The sequence below is a fragment of the Salinispora cortesiana genome (assembly GCF_000484695.1).
GTDB lineage: Bacteria > Actinomycetota > Actinomycetes > Mycobacteriales > Micromonosporaceae > Micromonospora > Micromonospora cortesiana.
In genome coordinates this window covers 77,111-94,364 of sequence record NZ_AXVR01000008.1, presented here as the reverse complement: position 1 = coordinate 94,364, position 17,254 = coordinate 77,111, and the positions used below count along the sequence as shown (strand labels likewise).

Annotated in this window: 17 protein-coding genes and 1 riboswitch; of the genes, 5 read left to right on the top strand and 12 right to left on the bottom strand. The window is 70.8% G+C overall.

What is annotated here, in order from left to right:
- Positions 1 to 27: 27 nt before the first annotated feature.
- Both K228_RS0106345 and K228_RS0106340 read right to left on the bottom strand, forming a co-directional pair.
- Complete coding sequence (locus K228_RS0106345; RefSeq protein WP_029723386.1) at positions 28 to 546, bottom strand: GNAT family N-acetyltransferase; 519 nt, start codon at positions 544 to 546, stop codon at positions 28 to 30.
- 148 nt (positions 547 to 694) lie between these two features.
- Positions 695 to 1,333 (bottom strand): class I SAM-dependent methyltransferase, encoded by a 639-nt coding sequence (locus tag K228_RS0106340; RefSeq protein WP_025617668.1) that lies wholly within the window; start codon positions 1,331 to 1,333, stop codon positions 695 to 697.
- A 134-nt stretch (positions 1,334 to 1,467) separates the two neighbouring features.
- A riboswitch (ZMP/ZTP riboswitch) is annotated at positions 1,468 to 1,550 on the top strand.
- A gap of 16 nt (positions 1,551 to 1,566) precedes the next feature.
- Between K228_RS0106340 and K228_RS0106335 the strand changes: the two genes are divergently transcribed.
- Complete coding sequence (locus tag K228_RS0106335; RefSeq protein WP_025617667.1) at positions 1,567 to 2,523, top strand: bifunctional 5,10-methylenetetrahydrofolate dehydrogenase/5,10-methenyltetrahydrofolate cyclohydrolase; 957 nt, start codon at positions 1,567 to 1,569, stop codon at positions 2,521 to 2,523.
- Here the strand turns inward: K228_RS0106335 and K228_RS0106330 are convergent.
- On the bottom strand, positions 2,520 to 3,008 hold the full coding sequence (locus K228_RS0106330; protein ID WP_025617666.1) for an Lrp/AsnC family transcriptional regulator: 489 nt from the start codon (positions 3,006 to 3,008) through the stop codon (positions 2,520 to 2,522). The genes K228_RS0106335 and K228_RS0106330 overlap by 4 nt on opposite strands.
- A gap of 65 nt (positions 3,009 to 3,073) precedes the next feature.
- On the opposite strand from K228_RS0106330, the gene K228_RS0106325 reads away from it, so the two are divergent.
- From K228_RS0106325 to K228_RS0106310, 4 genes are all read left to right on the top strand, one after another.
- Complete coding sequence (locus tag K228_RS0106325; RefSeq protein ID WP_025617665.1) at positions 3,074 to 3,988, top strand: EamA family transporter; 915 nt, start codon at positions 3,074 to 3,076, stop codon at positions 3,986 to 3,988.
- 224 nt (positions 3,989 to 4,212) lie between these two features.
- Positions 4,213 to 5,049, top strand: a complete 837-nt coding sequence (locus K228_RS0106320; RefSeq protein WP_025617664.1) for a class I SAM-dependent methyltransferase — start codon at positions 4,213 to 4,215, stop codon at positions 5,047 to 5,049.
- Positions 5,050 to 5,096: 47 nt separating this feature from the next.
- Positions 5,097 to 6,203 (top strand): coiled-coil domain-containing protein, encoded by a 1,107-nt coding sequence (locus tag K228_RS0106315; protein ID WP_025617663.1) that lies wholly within the window; start codon positions 5,097 to 5,099, stop codon positions 6,201 to 6,203.
- A 191-nt stretch (positions 6,204 to 6,394) separates the two neighbouring features.
- Positions 6,395 to 6,736, top strand: coding sequence for an RNA polymerase-binding protein RbpA (locus tag K228_RS0106310; RefSeq protein WP_012013503.1), 342 nt, complete (start codon positions 6,395 to 6,397; stop codon positions 6,734 to 6,736).
- Positions 6,737 to 6,882: 146 nt separating this feature from the next.
- Here K228_RS0106310 and K228_RS0106305 read toward each other — a convergent pair whose 3' ends face one another.
- From K228_RS0106305 to kdd, 9 genes are all read right to left on the bottom strand, one after another.
- Positions 6,883 to 7,401 carry an FxsA family protein gene (locus K228_RS0106305; protein ID WP_025617662.1) on the bottom strand — a complete coding sequence of 173 codons (519 nt, stop codon included), beginning with the start codon at positions 7,399 to 7,401 and terminating at the stop codon, positions 6,883 to 6,885.
- Between the two features lie 160 nt (positions 7,402 to 7,561).
- Positions 7,562 to 8,350, bottom strand: a complete 789-nt coding sequence (locus tag K228_RS0106300) for a polyprenol monophosphomannose synthase (RefSeq protein ID WP_025617661.1) — start codon at positions 8,348 to 8,350, stop codon at positions 7,562 to 7,564.
- On the bottom strand, positions 8,343 to 9,977 hold the full coding sequence (gene lnt, locus K228_RS0106295) for an apolipoprotein N-acyltransferase (protein ID WP_425414499.1): 1,635 nt from the start codon (positions 9,975 to 9,977) through the stop codon (positions 8,343 to 8,345). Before lnt ends, K228_RS0106300 begins: the two co-directional genes overlap by 8 nt.
- A 527-nt stretch (positions 9,978 to 10,504) precedes the next feature.
- On the bottom strand, positions 10,505 to 11,842 hold the full coding sequence (locus tag K228_RS0106290; protein WP_025617659.1) for a glutamate mutase L: 1,338 nt from the start codon (positions 11,840 to 11,842) through the stop codon (positions 10,505 to 10,507).
- Complete coding sequence (gene kal, locus K228_RS0106285; RefSeq protein WP_025617658.1) at positions 11,839 to 12,231, bottom strand: 3-aminobutyryl-CoA ammonia lyase; 393 nt, start codon at positions 12,229 to 12,231, stop codon at positions 11,839 to 11,841. The genes K228_RS0106290 and kal overlap by 4 nt, the downstream gene beginning before the upstream one ends.
- The gene (kamE, locus tag K228_RS0106280; RefSeq protein ID WP_025617657.1) at positions 12,228 to 12,992 is read right to left on the bottom strand and encodes a lysine 5,6-aminomutase subunit beta; all 765 of its coding nucleotides are present in this window, start codon (positions 12,990 to 12,992) and stop codon (positions 12,228 to 12,230) included. Before kamE ends, kal begins: the two co-directional genes overlap by 4 nt.
- Positions 12,989 to 14,551, bottom strand: coding sequence for a lysine 5,6-aminomutase subunit alpha (kamD, locus tag K228_RS0106275; protein WP_025617656.1), 1,563 nt, complete (start codon positions 14,549 to 14,551; stop codon positions 12,989 to 12,991). The genes kamE and kamD overlap by 4 nt, the downstream gene beginning before the upstream one ends.
- Positions 14,548 to 16,113: an amidohydrolase gene (locus K228_RS0106270; protein ID WP_025617655.1), complete on the bottom strand. Its 1,566-nt coding sequence runs from the start codon at positions 16,111 to 16,113 to the stop codon at positions 14,548 to 14,550. The genes kamD and K228_RS0106270 overlap by 4 nt, the downstream gene beginning before the upstream one ends.
- A gap of 5 nt (positions 16,114 to 16,118) precedes the next feature.
- The gene (gene kdd, locus K228_RS0106265) at positions 16,119 to 17,177 is read right to left on the bottom strand and encodes an L-erythro-3,5-diaminohexanoate dehydrogenase (RefSeq protein ID WP_025617654.1); all 1,059 of its coding nucleotides are present in this window, start codon (positions 17,175 to 17,177) and stop codon (positions 16,119 to 16,121) included.
- Positions 17,178 to 17,254: the final 77 nt, after the last annotated feature.

Below are 17,254 nucleotides of genomic sequence, written 5' to 3'. Positions count from 1 at the left end.
GCGGTCTGATTCCTCCTGGACGCGACCTCACGCTGGGGGACGTTCGTTCAGGGTTCGCTGGAAGATCAGATGGTCCTGCCAGGCACCGTCGATATGTAGGTAGTTGGCGGCGGTGCCGATCAGCGTGAACCCGGCTTTGGTGAGAACGCGTTGACTTCCGATGTTGCGCACGAGGGTGCCGGCCTCAAGCCGGTGCAGGTCGGCCACGTCGTCGGCGAGCCGGCAGGCATGCTGAACAGCCTGAGTAGCAAGCCCCCGCCCGGCACGCCGGTGGTCGACCCAGTAGCCGAGGTTGGCACTGCGGAAGGGTCCGAGTGTGATGTTGGACAGAGTCAGCGTCCCAACAACCCGACCCCCCTCGTCCAACACCCAGGGCAATGCCTGGCCCGAGTCCAGGAGCCGGAGCTGATCCTGGACCCGACTCCGCTGCGCCTCCAACGTGAAGAAGGCATCCGCCCGCCGTGGCTCCCACGGCTGAAGGTACGCCCGGTTGAGAAGGTATGCCTCGCGCAACGGCCCCGCGTCGGACTTCTCCAGCAAACGCATCACAATCGAATCAGCTAAGGGAACGGGACCGATGTTCACCCTCGTGAGCGTAGTGCCCTGGCGGCAACGCGCCAGGACTGGCGGCGGCGGAACCCGCCACAGCCAACCCGCAACGCACCGTGACCACGGGTCCGCTGCTGCCGGATCCTCAGCCGCGGTCCGGACGTCGCAGGGTCAACGATTGGAAGCAGTAGCCATGACCGGTATCGACCAGGTGGAAGTCCACCACGTCGAACTGCGCGGCGGCGGCAAAGCCGAGCAGCTGTTCGTCGGTGCGCCACGAGAAGAAGCGCGGCGGCACGTGCAGGTCATTCTCGCTGGGACCCTCGGTGCTCTCGTCGCCGCCGTACACCCCGACGAAGTAGAGGCCACCGGGACGCAGGACGGCCCGGATTGCTGCCAGAACCGCAGGCAGATCATGGTTGGGCACGTGCAGCAGGCAGTTCATCGCGAATACCGCATCAAAAGAACCGGCCGGAAAGTCCAGGTGCAGAAAGTCCATCACGTGGGCATCGATGCCCTTGGCCCGGCAGTGCTCGACCATCACCGGCGACAGGTCGGCCGCAACGACGACAAGCCCCTCCTGCTGGAAGAACACGCTGTCCTGCCCGGTGCCCGCGCCAACCTCCAGCAGCCGCGCACCCGATGCCAGACGGTCCCGAAACACCTGACGCTCCGCCAACTTCCACGGTTGCTTGGTCAGCCCGTCGCGCCAGGCTGCGCGAGTGTCATACGCCTGCCGCAGCGGGTCGAGAACCTCGTCATATCGAACGTCCATGTCGGTCATTGTCTCGGGTACGGTCCGGCGGCCCACGCACCGCCTGCCACGCCCCTGCCGCGCTCCGGCGACAACCCGACCCGAATCGGCGGTGGCAACTGCGCTGGCGAGGGTATTCCTACCGTGGACGGGCTGTGGCAGGCTGGGGTCGACGCGACTGGCGGCACCGAGGATGGACGACCATCAGGGAGCTCGCCGCGGAGGGTCGACCGCCTGGGCCTTCCGTGGGGGCGAGGTGAGCCATGTCCAAGTCCATGTCGAAGTCGCTCGCGCGGTCCCTGCCGGGTGCGCCGGTGGCCGAGCAGATCCTGGCCGAGGTGACGCAGGAGGTCTCCCAGCTGCGGGCCGCCGGGGTGACCCCGGCTCTGGCGACGGTGCTGGTGGGCGACGACGACGCGAGCGTCGGATACATCCGGATCAAGCAGCGGCAGGCCATGCAGTTGGGGTTCGCCTCCCCACACGTGCAGCTGCCGGAGTCGGCGTCGCAGGCGGACCTGCAGGCGGTGGTGACGCGGTTGAGTGCGGATGCGTCGGTGCACGGGGTGTTGGTGCAGCACCCGGTTCCCCGGCACCTGGACTTCGACCGGGCGATGCAGGCACTGGATCCGGAGAAGGACGTCGACGGGATGCACCCGGTGAACCTGGGCCGGTTGGCGTTGGGGCTGCCGGGACCGGTTCCATGTACGCCGGCGGGAATCGAGGCGTTGCTGGCGTACCACGGGGTGCCGGTGGCCGGCCGGGAGGTGGTGGTGCTGGGCCGCGGTGCCACGTTGGGACGTCCGCTGGCGATGTTGCTGGCGCAGAAGCGGCCGACGGCGAACGCCGCGGTGACGGTGGTGCACACCGGGGTGACGGACTGGCCGCGGTACACCCGGCGGGCGGAGATCCTGGTGGCGGCGGCGGGGGTGCCGGGTCTCGTACGCCCGGAGCACCTACGACCGGGAGTGGTCGTCGTCGGTGGTGGGGTGCGGTACGCGGGGCGGCGGCTGCTGCCGGACGTGGACGAGTCATGCGCGAGTGTGGCGGGGGCGATGACTCCCCGCGTCGGTGGGGTCGGCCCGACGACGGTGGCGATGGTGTTCCGCAACGCGGTGCGGGCGGCACGGCAGGCGCTGACTGCACCGCACCCCGGAAACGACGGGCATTCGGCGCAGATGCCGGTGCGGCCCCCGGGTGCGGGCGCATCCAGTGACAGCTAGCTTCGTCCGGGGGTGCGGGGTGCCACCGGTGTGGAGACGATGAAGGAGCTGGTGGTGTGGCCCTGGAGCAGGAACTGGTCGAGGACCGCGGCCAGGGCGTCGACGGCGGCGACGTGCACCTTGAGCAGGAAGCAGTCTTCGCCGGAGATCCGGTGGCACTCACTGACCTCGGGAAGGCGGTCGGCCAGGTCTGCGATCTTCGACAGCTGGCCTGGACCGGGTTGGATCCGCACCCAGGCGGCGACCGGCAGGCCCAGCGCTGCGGGGTCGATGTCGACGCGGTAGCCGCGGATGACGCCGGCGTGTTCGAGTCGGTGCAGCCGCTCTCGCACCGCCGGCGCGGACATGCCGACCTGGCGTGCCAACTCGGCGGCGCTGGCGCGTGGGTCGTCGCGCAGTACGCGGAGCAGACGGCGATTGGTGTCGTCGAGCAACGAATTGCCATCTGGAAGGCCAACCGGGGGTCTTGGCTCACGATGCGTCATCGTCAGACTCCTTTTACCTTCGATCTTGCATGGTGCTAGGCGCTTTTACCTTCGACGATAGGGGAATGCCACGATCAGTCTCCCGCTCGGGCGCCCCGTCGCCGCTGGCGGTGGCCGCACCGCGGATACCGCCCCACGCCTACTTTGTCGTCAGTGCGGTGTTCCACTACCTCGGTCCGGCGTTCGCGGTGCTGCTCTTCGTCCGAGTGGACGCCCTGGGTGTGGCGTGGCTGCGCATCGCCGCCGCCGCTGCGGTGTTCGCGTTGTGGCGGCGGCCGTGGCGGCGATGGCGGCGCCTGGACCGGCCCACCCGCCGGCTGCTGATCGGGTGGGCCGCCGTCCTGGCGGCCATGAACAGCGTCTTCTACCTGGCGCTGGAGCGGCTGCCGTTGGGCACGGTCGCCGCGGTCGAGTTCCTGCCGGTCATCGTGTTGGCGGCCTACGCCGCCAGAACCCGCCGGAACCTGCTCGCGTTGGCCTGCGCGGTTGCCGGGGTGTATCTGCTCACCGACGTCCGCCTGGTCGCCGAACCGCTCGGATTCGGCTTCGCCGCGGCCAACGCCGTGCTGTTCGCCGCCTACATTGTGCTCGGGCACCGCGTCGCCCGCGGTCAGCAGCTGTCCGGCATCGACGGCCTCGCGCTGTCCATGCTGATCGCCGCCGTCCTCGCGCTACCGGTCGGCATCGTTGACGCCGCACCCGCTGCCGTTGACGTGGTCGCCCTGGCGGCCGGGGTCGGCGTCGGCGTCACCTCGTCGGTCATCCCGTACGTCACCGACCAGCTCGCCATGGCCCGGCTACCCCGGGCCACCTACGCCCTCCTGGTCTGCCTGCTCCCGGCGACCGCGACCGCGATCGGGGTCATCGTGCTGGCCCAGGTCCCCACCGCACCGGAGATCGTCGGGGTCGGTCTCGTGGTCGCCGGTGTCGCCGTCCACCAGGACGGCGAGCCGCCACGACGACAGCGGCTCCGCGGGTGACGCCGAAGCCCGCGCGGGGAGAGCGGTGCTACGAACGCAGGGCGTCACCGGTTGACGCCCACCGCCGGTTCATCCCGACCACCGCGTTTCCGAAGACGTGGTCGGCTCGCCTGTGACACGCTGAAAGTCACGGCCTGAAGCGATCCGCAGCCGAACCGCAGGAGGGCTTTGCTCACGCATCGTCCCAGCGAGGGTATGCGGCCAGGTGAGAGGCGTGAAGCCAGGTGAGCAACACACATGCAGACCGATTCCTCGAGTCGAATCGGGGGCTGTGGGACGAGTGGGCGGAAGTACACGCGCACTCGGCGTGGTACGACCTGGAGTCGGTACGCCGGGGCACCTGCAAGCTGCGACCGTACGAGATCGACGAGGTGGGCGAGGTGGCGGGCCGAAGCCTGCTGCACCTTCAGTGCCAGCTCGGCACCGACACGGTCTCGTGGGCGCGGCGGGGCGCGACGGTCACGGGGGTGGACTTCTCGCCCCGCGCCGTCGCGGTCGCCCGCCAACTCGCCGCCGACACCGCAATCGACGCCCACTTCGTCTGCGGCGACGTCCTGACCCTGCCCGCCGCCCTGACCGGAACCTTCGACATCGTCTACACCTCGCGTGGGGTGCTGGGTTGGCTGCCGGACCTGACCCGGTGGGCGCAGGTGGTGGCGCACTTCCTGGCACCCGGTGGCGTCTTCTACGTCACCGACATCCACCCGATAGCCGAGGTCCTGGACTCTTCGGCCTCCGAGCTTCGAGTCAACCGACCCTACTTTCCCAGAACCGAACCGGTTGGTTACCCGGTGCAGGGCAGCTACGTCGACCGGGACGCCCAGGTCGCCACCGAGATGGAATACCTGTGGCCCCACAGCGTCGCGGAACTGATCACCGCTGTCGCGCAGGCAGGGCTCGTGATCGAGTTCTTCCACGAGTTCCCGTGGCTGGATCGGCCGTGGCCGTTCCTGCACAAGCAGGAGGGGCTGGGGTGGACCCTCCCCCCTGGCACGCAGGGCGAGTTGCCGCTGTTTTTCTCGCTTCGAGCCGGTAAGCCGGCGGTTGGTGACCACGGATAGCCCGCCGCGCCAGCGGCCACAGCGACGGCATCTAGACTCGGCGTCCGATGGACGAGCAGGCCGCACCCGCCGACCCCCGCCCCTGTGCCCACTGCGGCCGCCCGGTGCCGCAGCGGGCCGGAGCGGGTCGCCCCTTCCGCTACTGCCGGGACAACGACGGCGCCTGCCAACAGGCCGCCCGTACCAGCCGGATGCGACACCGCAACGCCCCCGGGCTACCCGGACAGGTCGCCCGCACGTGGGAGGCCGTGGACCGGCTCGACCAGATCGCGGCGTCGCTCACCGAGGCGCTGCACGCGCAGCTGTCCCCGGTCGGGGTGGAGCAGCAACTGGCCCAGGCGCGCGCCGACGCGGCCAACCAGGTGGCGGCGGCGCAGACCGATCGGGACGAGGCGCGCCGCGCCGCCGAGGACGCCGCCGCCACCACCGTCCAGGCCCGGGAGCAGGCCCGCAACGCCACCGCCGAGCAGGAGAGCGCCCGCGCCGAAGCGGCCCGCGCCGTCGCGGAGGCCACCGCCGCCGCGGACCGCGCCGACCAGGATCGTAAGGCTCGAGACCAGGCCCGCCAGGAGGCCAGCGCGGCACAGGCGCTACTGGGTCAGGCCCAACAGGATCGCGACGCCGCCCGTGCGCAGCTACGCAGCACCGAGGCCGAACTCACCGCCCAGCGGCAGCACACCGCGGACCTGGTCGTGGAGCGCGACGCTGCCCGCGCCGACGCCTACCAGGCCGCACAGGCGCAGGCCACGGCGACCGAGCAGGCCCGTGGACACCACGCCGAAGCGCAACGGGCCCGCCAGGACGCACAACGGGCGCAGGCCCAGGCCGCAGCGGCGACGCAGGAGCGGGACCGGGCGGTGGCCGACCGGGACCGGGCCGAAGCGCAACGTCAGCAGGCGGTGGGGGACGCGCAGCGGGCGCACGCGGACGCGACGACGCTCGCCGAGCACCGCGAATCACTACGCGGGCAGGTGACCGCCGCCCAGCAGGACGTGGCCACCGCGCAGGGCCAGCTGGTGGAACTGACGGCGCGGCTGCGGGCCGCCGAGGGTGACCGGGACGAGGCGCATCGGCGAGTCGCCCAGCTCGCCGACCAGGTCGCCCAGCTGGCGGCTGCCCTGGCTCACCGGGAGGCGTCCACACCCGTGCCCTGACCCGGGGCGACACCACCTCGTCTCGGCCACCGAGCGAACTTTCGGCCAGGTCGGGGCGACCCCCGCCGGGCCGGGCCAGCCTCCGGCTACCCTGGTTGCCGGCCGTCGCGTGCCACCAGGCGGGAATGGCCCGACGGACACCGACCGTTACACCGAAACAGACCAGCACCACAAACGAGGGGAAGACGATCATGGGCGAGCGCATGCTGCGCGGAAGCCGTCTGGGCGCGGTCAGCTACGAATCCGACCGTAACACCGAGCTCGCGCCGCGTCAGACCCGCGAGTACCTGTGCGCCAAGGGTCACCAGTTCGAGGTGCCGTTCGCCGTTGACGCCGAGGTCCCGATGACCTGGGAATGTAAGTTCGACGGCAGCGTCGCCCGGCTGGTTGACGGCAACGAACCGGAGCAGAAGAAGGCGAAGCCGCCGCGTACCCACTGGGACATGCTGTTGGAGCGGCGATCGATCGCCGAACTTGAAGACATTCTCGCCGAACGGCTCAAGGAGGTCCGCACCCGCCGCGGGCGCGCCTGAACCACCCGACGACGGCGCCCGCCCCGGGTCTCCCACCCGGGGCGGGCGCCGTCGTGTCGGGGCCAGCTCGGGCGCCGGGTCGAGGTCGGCGGGTGCGGGCGTGTCAAGTGCCCACCTCGCGCTCATCTCAGCGCCGGATGCCCACCTCAGCCCTGCCGTGGCTCGACGATCTCCCCCTCGATGGGCTGGCCGCCGTCGACCACGGTCGGCTCCGCCGACGGCGGCTGCTGCTGCGGGGCGCCCCGGTGCACCCGCACCCGGCGCGGCCCAAACAGATCACCGGCGACCATCGACGACACTCGCCGCTCCGCCGTGCGCCGTACCCCCGCGCGGGCCAGCCGGCGCACCGGCGGCACCAACAGCACCACCCCCAGCGCCCCGCTGAGCAGACCGGGAGTGGCCAACAACAGCGCGCCGAGCAACCCCACCAGACCATCGGTGACCTGCGAGCCCGGCGGTTGACCAGCCCGCGCCGCGGTCTGGAAGCCCCGCCACGCGCGCATCCCTTCCCGGCGCAGCAGCGCCATGCCCAGCAGCGACGCTGCGAACACGGCCAGCACCGCAATCCCGAACCCGGCGGCCCGGCCCACGGCCACGAACACCGCCAGCTCCACCAACGCCGCCAGCAACAACGCCAACGGTACGAACCTCAGTCCCCGGCGCATCCTCACCTCACCACCCGACCGCCACGCCCCCACCGCCCGGTTCGCCGGTGGTGGCCTACGTCGTCCCGCCCGTCCAGCATGACACGGCCACACCGCCGCCGGCTCCCGCCACCAGCGGCGGGGACGCCGCCGCCGGGCAGCGAAGGGGACCAGGGCAGCACTACGGCCAACGGATCTGCCCCGTGGGCGTGCCGTGTAGCCCCCGGCGGAAGGCCAGCCGCCGGTCCGCCACCGCCCACCCGGTGATCCGCCACAACGCCTCGGCGACGATGAGCGGGCTCATCTTGCTGCTGCCCCGTTCGCGCTCGGCGAACGTGATCGGCACCTCCACGATCCGCACCCCGGCCCGGTGGGCCAGCCGGGACAACTCCACCTGGAACGAATACCCCTGCGAGCACACCGACGCCAGGTCCAACGCGTCCAGGGCGCTGAGTCGATACACCCGGTAGCCGCCGGTGGCGTCGGAGACCGGCATCCCCAGGGCCAGCCGCGCATACAGGTTGCCGCAACGCGACAACAGCAGCCGCCGCAGCGGCCAGTTGAGCACCTGCGCCCCGCGGGTCCACCGGGATCCGATCACCACGTCCGCGTCGCGGGCCGCGGCCAGCATCGCCGGCAGATCCTCCGGGGCGTGCGAGCCGTCGGCGTCCATCTCCACCACCGCGTCGTAGCCGCGCTGGCGTGCCCACCCGAACCCGGCCAGATAGGCGGCGCCGAGCCCCTGCTTGCCCTCCCGGTGCAGCACATGCACCCGCCGATCCTGCCCGGCGAGGGCATCAGCGAGCGCACCGGTGCCATCCGGGCTGTTGTCATCGGCAACCAAAACGTCCACCGACGGCACCGCCCGACGCACCCGTTCCACGATCCAGGTCAGGTTGTCGGCCTCGTTGTAGGTCGGGATGACCACGAGCACCCGTCCCACCCCGGGATGACCGGTCTCGTCACGCACCGTCCTGCCTCCCTCTCACCGGCGTACCGGCGGTCGCCGCGCCGCGGGCGCGTCGCCGCACCCCGGCTGCGGCCAGGGCCGCCACGGCCAGGACCGTCAGCGCCACCTCCGGCCACAACCCGACCCGGGTCGCGAAGGTCTCTCCGTCGGCGAGGTGCAGCTGCCGCACCACGATCGCGCGGGTATTGAACTCGGTGGCATCACTTACCCGCCCGTCCGGGGAAACGAACCCGGAAACGCCCACCGTCGAGGCCATCAGCGCCGGACGACCATGCTCGACCGCCCGCAGCCGCACCATGGCCAGCTGCTGCCGGGCCTCAGCCACATCGAAGGTGGCGTTGTTGGTCTGTACCACCAGCAGCTGCGCCCCACCGGTAACAGTGTCCCGGACCACCTCGTCGTAGGCGACCTCGAAGCAGATCACATCACCAAGCACCACCGGACCGGCAGCCAACACTCCCGGGGTGCTACCCGGCACGAAATCAGACCGCACCCGGTCAACCTGCTTGCTGACCAGTCGCGCCACGTCACGAAACGGCACATACTCGGCGAACGGCACCGGGTGCCGCTTCGTGTACAACTGGTCGAGATCCGGGCCGACCCCCGGTCGCCACAGCAGCCCCGCGTTGCGTACCTGCCCCTCCCCCGGGCCGCGCAGCACCGCCCCAACCAGGATCGGCACGCCCACCGCGTCGGCAGCGGACTGGATCCGGTCACGGGCGGAAGCGTCTTGCAGCGGGTCGATGTCGCTGGAGTTCTCCGGCCACACCACCAGGTCGGGGCGGGGTCGGGCCCCGGAGGCCACCTGGTCGGCGAGCTCGATGGTGGCCTCGACGTGGTTGTTCAGCACCGCCTGCCGTTGGGCGTTGAAGTCCAGTCCCAGCCGCGGCACGTTGCCCTGCACGATCGCCACCGTCACCGTCTCCCCACCGCCGTCGGCGCGGATCGGCACGAGCAGCCCGACAGCCGGCACCGCCGCCGCCGCCACCAACGCCCCCGCCACCGGCGTCCACCGCCGGCCCGGGTGGCGCCCCGCCGACCAGGCCGACCAGGCCGCAGCCACCAGCAGCCCACCGATCACCGCGACCGCGAAGGTGACCAGCGGCGCCCCACCCAGGGCGGCCAACCGCAGCAGCGGCGACCCGTCCTGGCTGAACGCCAACCGACCCCACGGGAAACCACCGAACGGAGTGCGATCCCGCAGCGCCTCCTGCGCCACCCACAGCACCCCGGTCAACACCGGCCACCCCCACCGGAACCGGTCAACCAGCGGAGAAACCCACGCGGTGGCCGCACCGAGCAGCGCCAGGTAGCCGGCCTGCAACAGCGACAGCAGCACCCACGGCAAATAGCCGGTGTGCAGGTTGGTCCAGCCCAGCAGCGGGGCGAAGAACGCCACCCCGGTCAGGAACCCGAGGCCAGCACCAGCGCGTGGACGCCGGCGGTGGGTTGCACCGGCCAACAGGGCCACCCCGACCGCCGCCAGCGGCCACACCCCGTACGGCGGGAACGCCAGCAGCATCGCCACGCCCCCGCCGACCGCCGCCACCATCGCAACCGGCAACGGCAACCGACGTTCCCGCTTCATTCCCACAGCCGTTGCCGGCATGTCCGCCGTCGCCGGCATGTCCACGATCACCTGCCGAAGGGTACTCGGCCCGATCCGAGCCGCCCCGCCAGCACACCACAGCGGCCCCCACCTCGACCGGTACCCCGGGAAAACGGAAATCGGGGCGCGGCAACCGCCGCACCCCGATGCTCCCAGGCCCTTCCCGGCCGGTGGGGCGAGAATGCGACGCGCCGACCTTCGGACCGACCGGACGGAAGACTGGCTGCCCCCGCCTGGCCGTTGTCTACTGGCCGTGCCTCTCACCCTGCCCGTACACCGGTAACCGCGGCCGGTCCGCGCCGCCCCGCCGACCCCCGCCCGCTGGACCTGGCCGCCGCGACCACACACTCGTGTCGCTCGGCCAGCGGACGAAGGGACGAAGCGAACAACAGCCGCTTCCCGTAGTAGGACTCAAAGACGGTACGTGCTCCCCCCGGGGCGCTGTCAACCCGGGGCCGACGAGTCGTCGCCGCCACCCGGCGTGTCGCACCATCCGCGCCGGCCAGCCGCACCGCGCCACCCGCAGATCGGGCAACCAGGACGGCCTAGCCGCCCGCGCGGAGCCGGTCAGTAAGAGCACGCGCCGCGACCGGGTGCTCGGCGCCGAGCAACCCCGCGGCGGCCAGCACATAGTCCACGTCAACGACCGGCCGGGCGGCACGCGGCAACGGCCACCCACCGGCATGGTCGGCGAGCACCCCCGCGAGCACCCCCGCGGCATCCGCGGGCACGGCGTGCCGCAGCACCCCACCCGAACCCACCAGCAGCCGAACATCCCGCAGATCCCGACCCGCCCGTTCACCGGTGGTCGCCCCGCGGGCGTGCCGCCGCAACGCCACCGTGGCCGCCAAGGCAGCCAACCGCGCGTCCGTCGACCGCTGCGCCCCACCGACCGGAAGGTACGCCGGGTCGTCGGCACGCCGCTGCGCCGCCGCCGCCAACACCTCGGCGTCGGCCCCGTCGAGCAGCCGCTCCTCCACCGCTGCCCGCACCACACCCGGGGCGCTCCACCGCACCCCCAGATCCCCCTCGACGGTGCGGGCCCGCCACAGGTTGCCCGCCACCTCCCGGCCCGGCCCGCTCTCCCGCTCATCCGGCGTCAGCACCGAGTACACGTCGGTGGTCGCCCCACCGACATCCACCACCGCCAAGTCACCGCCGAGCATGTCGGCGAGCAACTCCACGCCGGTCAGCACCGCATCCGGGGTGGCCGCCCGCACCAGCCGCGGGAACCGCGGCCCCCGCGACAGCCGCTTGCCGCCGATCACATGCCGCAGGAACACCTCGCGGATCGCCGCCCGCGCCCCAGCCGGCGCCAACACCCCGATCCGGGGCAGCACATTCTCCGCCACGGTCACCGGCACCCGCGCCGACACCAGCATCGACGACAGGTCGTCGCGGACCTGCGCGTTACCGGCGAGGACCACCGGAACCCGCCAGCGGGCCCGCGCCAACCGGGTCGCGTTGTGCGTCAACGTCTCCGCGTCGCCGCCGTCGGTGCCGCCGACCAGCAGCAGCACATCCGGGCGGGCCGCCCGCACCGCCGCCAGATCCGCCGCGCCAAGCCGACCCGCGGCCACATGCACCACGTTCGCCCCCGCCGACAGACCCACCCGACGGCCCGCCTGCGCGGTCACCAACTGTTCATAGCCGACCACCGCCAACCGCAGCCCGCCCCCAGCAGACGAACACACGTACCACGGCGCGTCCCCCACCGGCAGGCCGTCGGTCGCCGCCGCCACCGCCGCGTCCAGCCCCCGCAACACGTCACTGCCCACCGTGGTGGGCAGTGACGTCGTAGCGACCAGACCCGCGCCGTCGAGATCGACCACCGCCACCTTCGTGAACGTGGAGCCGACATCCGCGCAGATCGCGACGTTCACGCCGCCGGCGGCACGACCACCGTGCCCGTCGCGGTGACCGCCACGATCGGCGGATCACACACCTGCGCCGCGGACTCCCCCCGATCCGGACGGCCCCGACACACCACCACGCAGCTCAACTCCAACGTGCGGCTACGCGTACCCACCCGGGTGACCCGACCAGTCACCTCCACCACGTCACCGGCGCGCACCGGCGCCACGAACCGCACGTCCGCGTAGCCGGCGAACAACCCCTCGTCCCCGTCGGTACGGATACAGACCTCCGTGGCGACATCCCCGAACAAACCCAACGCGTACGCCCCATCGACCAGACTGCCCGCATAGTGCGCATGCGAGTACGGCACATACCGCCGGTGCGCCACCGTCACCCCGACCCTCGGGTCACTCATACCGTCGCCGCCTTCCGGCTCGTGATCAACGCATGGACCAGGTAGGAAGCCACCTCAGCCGGAGTGGTGCCACGGCCGAAGATCCGGTCCACCCCCAACTCGGCGGTCATCGCCTCATCGAAACGCGGCCCACCGACAATCAACAACGGCCGCTTCCCCGCCGGCCACGCCTCCCGAAACGCCGCCGACATCTCCCGCGTGTTGTGCAGATGCGCATCCCGCTGCGTGACCACCTGCGACACCAACACCGCATCCGCCCGCTCCGCCCGAGCCGCCGCCACCAAATCCGGCACACTCACCTGCGCGCCCAGATTGCTGACCCGCAACTCCCGGTAGTACTCCAGCCCCTTCTCCCCGGCGATGCCCTTGACGTTGAGAATCGCGTCGATCCCCACGGTGTGCGCGTCAGTGCCGATACACGCCCCCACCACCGACAGCTTGCGCCGCAGCTGCCGCTTGACCACTGCGTTGACCTCCTTCGCCGACAGCAACGGAAAGTCCCGCTCCACCACCCGCACCGCTGCGGTGTCCACCAGGTGGTTCACCCGCCCGTACACCACGAAGAAGGTGAACCCGTCCCCCATCGGCCGAGCATGCACCAGCATCGCCGGGTCGATGCCCATCTTCCCCGCCAGCTGGATCGCCGCACCCTCAGCCCGCTTGTCGTGCGGCAACGGCAATGTGAACGACACCTGCACCATGCCGTCACCAGTAGTGTCCCCATACGGCCGCACGACCTGCTTCTCCGGCACGACCGTCACGACCCCGCCCCTTCCAGGATCTCCACCGCCGGGTTGTAGTAGTCGCCCTCGTGCCGCGCCACCCCGTCCAACCCCCTGCCCCGGTCCGCCGGCCGCTTCATGATCCCGAACGTGCCCTCGCCGATCGCCGTCAGCAACGATTGCTCCCCGATCCGCTCCAACAACTCCACCGCCGAACGCAACACCAGGTGCGCCCGCTGCTGAATGAACCCGCCCGGCGCCGGCACGAAGTCCTCGTGCAGCCCACCCGCGGCACCCAACACATACCGGACGTTCTGCAAGGCGATGTCCCGATCCGACAGCCACGGCGTCACCACCGCCTCGGTCATCATCCCCACCAACAGAATCCCCTGCCCGGTCAGCGCCCCGACCAGGTTGAAGAAACCATCAAGCAGGTTGCCCCGAAACACATCCCCGGTCATGTGCTTCGTCGGCGGCATCCACTTCAACGGCGCATCCGGGAACAACTCCCGCGCCAATAGCGCGTGCGCCAACTCCAACCGCAACGACTCCGGCACATCCGGGTTGACCTCAAACGCGTGCCCCAACCCCAACTGCCAGTCCGCCAACCCCGCCTCATGCGCGAAGTACTCGTTGAGCAGCTGCGACACCGTCACCGTGTGCGCCTCGTCCACCGCATCGGCAGTCGTCAGGTAATTGTCCTCACCAGTGTTGATGATGATCCCCGCCCGGGCGTGCACCTGCCGGGAGAAGCGCTGATCGACGAAGGTACGAATCGGATTGATATCCCGGAACAAGATGCCGTACATCGAATCGTTCAACATCATGTCCAGCCGCTCAAGGCCCGCCAACGCCGCCATCTCCGGCATACACAGCCCCGACGCATAATTCGTCAACCGAACATACCGACCCAACTCCCGCGACGACTCATCCAACGCCGCCCGCATCAGCCGGAAATTCTCCTGCGTCGCATACGTACCAGCAAAGCCCTCCCGAGTCGCCCCCTCCGGCACATAGTCCAACAACGACTGCCCCGTCGACCGAATCACCGCGATCGCATCCGCCCCCGCCCGAGCCGCCGCCTGCGCCTGCGGAATATCCTCGTGAATATCCCCCGTCGCCACGATCAGATAGATCCACGGCCGCTGCGGCGGATCCCCGAACCGCCGCACCAACCGCTCCCGCTCGGCCCGCCGCCGATCAATACGCCGCACCCCCGCCGCGACCGCCCGCCGCGCCGCCCGCCGCGCCGCAGTCGCCGCCCGCCCCGCCGGAGCCTCAAACCGCACCGACCCGGCTGCCGCCTTCTGCGCCAACAGCGTCACATCCGCCAACTGCTCCCGCGCCAAGGCATCAAAGACCGGAGCAGCCACCCCATGCCCCAAGCCCACCTCCGCGACCACCGCATCCACCAACCGGTTCACCCACGGAATCCCATCCGGATCCGCCCCCTGCACCCCGGCTAGCCGCAGCACCGCCCGCTCCACCGACACCGTCGTGTGGCCGCGCGCCAACTCCACCACCGATGCCCCAGCACGAGCAGCTAACTCCCGCGCCCGCGCCACCAACACCGGATCCAGATCGAGCTTCCCAGTCACAAGCCGCCCTCCCCATAGATCACCGAACCACGCAGCACCGTACGTCGACACACCGGCAACGGCGTCGGGTCCGAAGCACCCCGCGCCTCCGGATCCTCCGCCTGCAACACCGGCAACCCCCGCTCCACCCCAGCCGGGGTATCCCACACCGCGAACGTCGCCGGCGCCCCCAACGCCAACACCCCGTCACCATCCAGCCGCACCGCACGCCAGCCACCCCGCGAATGCGCCGCGAAAGCCGCCCGCACACTCATCCGCTGCGCCGGATTGTGATGCGCCACCGCCGCCCGCACCGACCCCCACGGATCCACCGGAGTAACCGGCGAATCCGACCCGAACGCCAACGACACCCCCACCGAATGCATCGACCCCAACGGATTAGCGGCCAACGACCGATCCGACCCCAACCGTGACTCATACATCCGACCCACACCACCCCACAACCGGTCAAACGCCGGCTGCACCGACGCCACCACGCCATACTCCACAAACCCGGCAATCATCTGCTTGTCCACGAGCTCCGCATGCTCCACCCGGTGCCGAGCCGCCCGCACCCGATCCGTACCCAACCGCTCCGCCACCGCCGCGAACCCCGCCAACACGGTCGCGATCGCCGCATCCCCAATCGCGTGAAAACCGCCCTGCACCCCGTACGTCGCGCACCCCAACAAGTGATCCCGCACCTGCTCCAGCGACAAGTACCCATGCCCACACCCACCCGCATCCGCATACGGCACCGTCAGCTGAGCCGTCTGCGCCCCCAACGCCCCATCAGCGAAGACATCCCCACCCGCACCCACCGCACCCATCTCCCGAGCCCGCTGCGCCCCACCCAACTCACCCCAGTACCCATACACCTCCGGCACCCCCACCCCGGAGATCCCCAACAACCCCGTGAAATCCTCCTCGCCGGAAATCTCCGGACCACCACACTCATGCACCGCCGCGACCCCCAACGACGCCGCATGCGCCAACGCCGCCCGCTGCGCCGCCACCCGCTGCACCCGACCAACCGCACCAAAAGCTGCCGCCCGCACCACATGATGTGCATCCCGCCGCAACCACCCCGACTCGGCAAAACCAGCCGCGGCAACCACCCCCGGACAGGCAGCCAGCAACGCCGACGACACCAACGCCGAATGCATCGACGCCTGCGACAGATACACCCGCCGCCCCGCCGCCGCCCGACCCAACTCCCCCGCCTCCGGAGGCACCGGCACCGGCCAGGTCGACTCGTCCCAGCCGTGCCCCAACACCACACCATCAGGCGGCAACCCCTCGGCAAACGCCGCCACCGCCGCCAACAACTCGCGCCCCGACCGCACACCCGACACGTCCAGCCCCGACAACCCCAACCCGGTGTCGGTCGTGTGCACATGCGCGTCAACGAACGCCGGCGTCACCAGCGCCCCATCCAAATCCACCACCTGATCGGCACCCGGCGCATCACCATCCGACCCCAACCAGGCAATCCGGCCGTCAGAGACCAACAAGGCAGTCGCACCCGGGTCAGCAGGACAATGCAGCACACCGCCGCGGTACAGCGTCGAGGGGTTCGTCATAGCACTCAGTCTGCCGCCAGCCGCGCCTCGAAGAGAGGACGCACCCCCGGTTCGGACCGCAATAGATCCAACGCAAACTCCGCGTGCCCCGGCGCATACCCGTTACCCACCAGCATCGTCACATCCGCCGCCAGACCCTCCGCACCCAACGCCGCCGCCGCGAAACTCGTCGCCATCGAGAAGAACACCACCGTGCCACCGTCAGCCGTGGCCAACACCGCCCCATGCTCACAGCCCGGAACATCCACGCACACCACCGTCACGTCCGCCGGCACCCCCAACGCCGACGTCACCGCCGTCGACAGCGCAACCGGATCCCGCGCATCTGCCAGCACCACCGCATCCGCCAACCGGGCCGCCGCCAGCACTTCCCGCTCCCCCGCCACCGGCACCACCCCGACGGTCCGCGCCGCCCCCGCCCGTCGCGCCGCAGCCAACGACAGCGACCCACTCTTGCCCGCACCGCCGATCACCGCGACGCTAACCGGCCTGGCGTCCCCCTCCCGCGCCCGGTCGGCCACATACCGCTCCACCACCCGCGCGGTCAGCGCCGGAGCCCCACACACGTCCAGCGCGGCGAGCGACAACTCCGGATGCAGATCCGCCGGCAGCACCGCCGCGATAGAGCGGGCAAACAGAATGGCATGACCATCACATGGGACCTGCTCACTGCGCCCATCCCACCGGGCCAGCCCATCCGCGACGGCCAACGGCGTCAGCGTGAGCGACACCAGAGTCGCCACCCGGTCACCCACCCGCAGCCCCAGCGGCGATCTCCGCCCGGCCTCCTCCACGGTGCCGATCAACATGCCGCCGGAGCCGGTCACCGGGTTCTGCATCTTGCCCCGCGCAGCGATGATCTCCAGCACCTCGGCGCGGATCCGCGCGCCGTACCCGCCGTGCTTCTCCCGCAGCTGTCGAAAACTCGCCGCATCCAGGTTCAACCGCTCCACCCGGATCCGTACCTCATTCGGTGCGATCGCCGGACTCGCGTCCAGTCGCCAGGCCGCCTGCGGCAGCAACCCCGCAGGCTCCAGAACGCGGTGCAAACCCACCGGTGAAATCACGACGACCTCCCTGTCCAGCCGCCCGAAGCCCGGACCACGACTCGCAAGGCGGGAAAACTTCCGGCAGAATAATT

Bases quoted from the DNA above. Each gene is read 5' to 3' on its own strand.
- K228_RS0106270 (WP_025617655.1), bottom strand. From the start codon at position 16,113: ATGACGAACCCCTCGACGCTGTACCGCGGCGGTGTGCTGCATTGTCCT.
- K228_RS0106315 (WP_025617663.1), top strand. From the start codon at position 5,097: ATGGACGAGCAGGCCGCACCCGCCGACCCCCGCCCCTGTGCCCACTGC.
- kal (WP_025617658.1), bottom strand. From the start codon at position 12,231: ATGAGTGACCCGAGGGTCGGGGTGACGGTGGCGCACCGGCGGTATGTG.
- K228_RS0106345 (WP_029723386.1), bottom strand. From the start codon at position 546: ATGCGTTTGCTGGAGAAGTCCGACGCGGGGCCGTTGCGCGAGGCATAC.
- K228_RS0106310 (WP_012013503.1), top strand. From the start codon at position 6,395: ATGGGCGAGCGCATGCTGCGCGGAAGCCGTCTGGGCGCGGTCAGCTAC.
- lnt (WP_425414499.1), bottom strand. From the start codon at position 9,977: ATGCCGGCGACGGCGGACATGCCGGCAACGGCTGTGGGAATGAAGCGG.
- K228_RS0106340 (WP_025617668.1), bottom strand. From the start codon at position 1,333: ATGACCGACATGGACGTTCGATATGACGAGGTTCTCGACCCGCTGCGG.
- K228_RS0106335 (WP_025617667.1), top strand. From the start codon at position 1,567: ATGTCCAAGTCCATGTCGAAGTCGCTCGCGCGGTCCCTGCCGGGTGCG.
- K228_RS0106305 (WP_025617662.1), bottom strand. From the start codon at position 7,401: ATGCGCCGGGGACTGAGGTTCGTACCGTTGGCGTTGTTGCTGGCGGCG.
- K228_RS0106325 (WP_025617665.1), top strand. From the start codon at position 3,074: ATGCCACGATCAGTCTCCCGCTCGGGCGCCCCGTCGCCGCTGGCGGTG.
- K228_RS0106330 (WP_025617666.1), bottom strand. From the start codon at position 3,008: ATGACGCATCGTGAGCCAAGACCCCCGGTTGGCCTTCCAGATGGCAAT.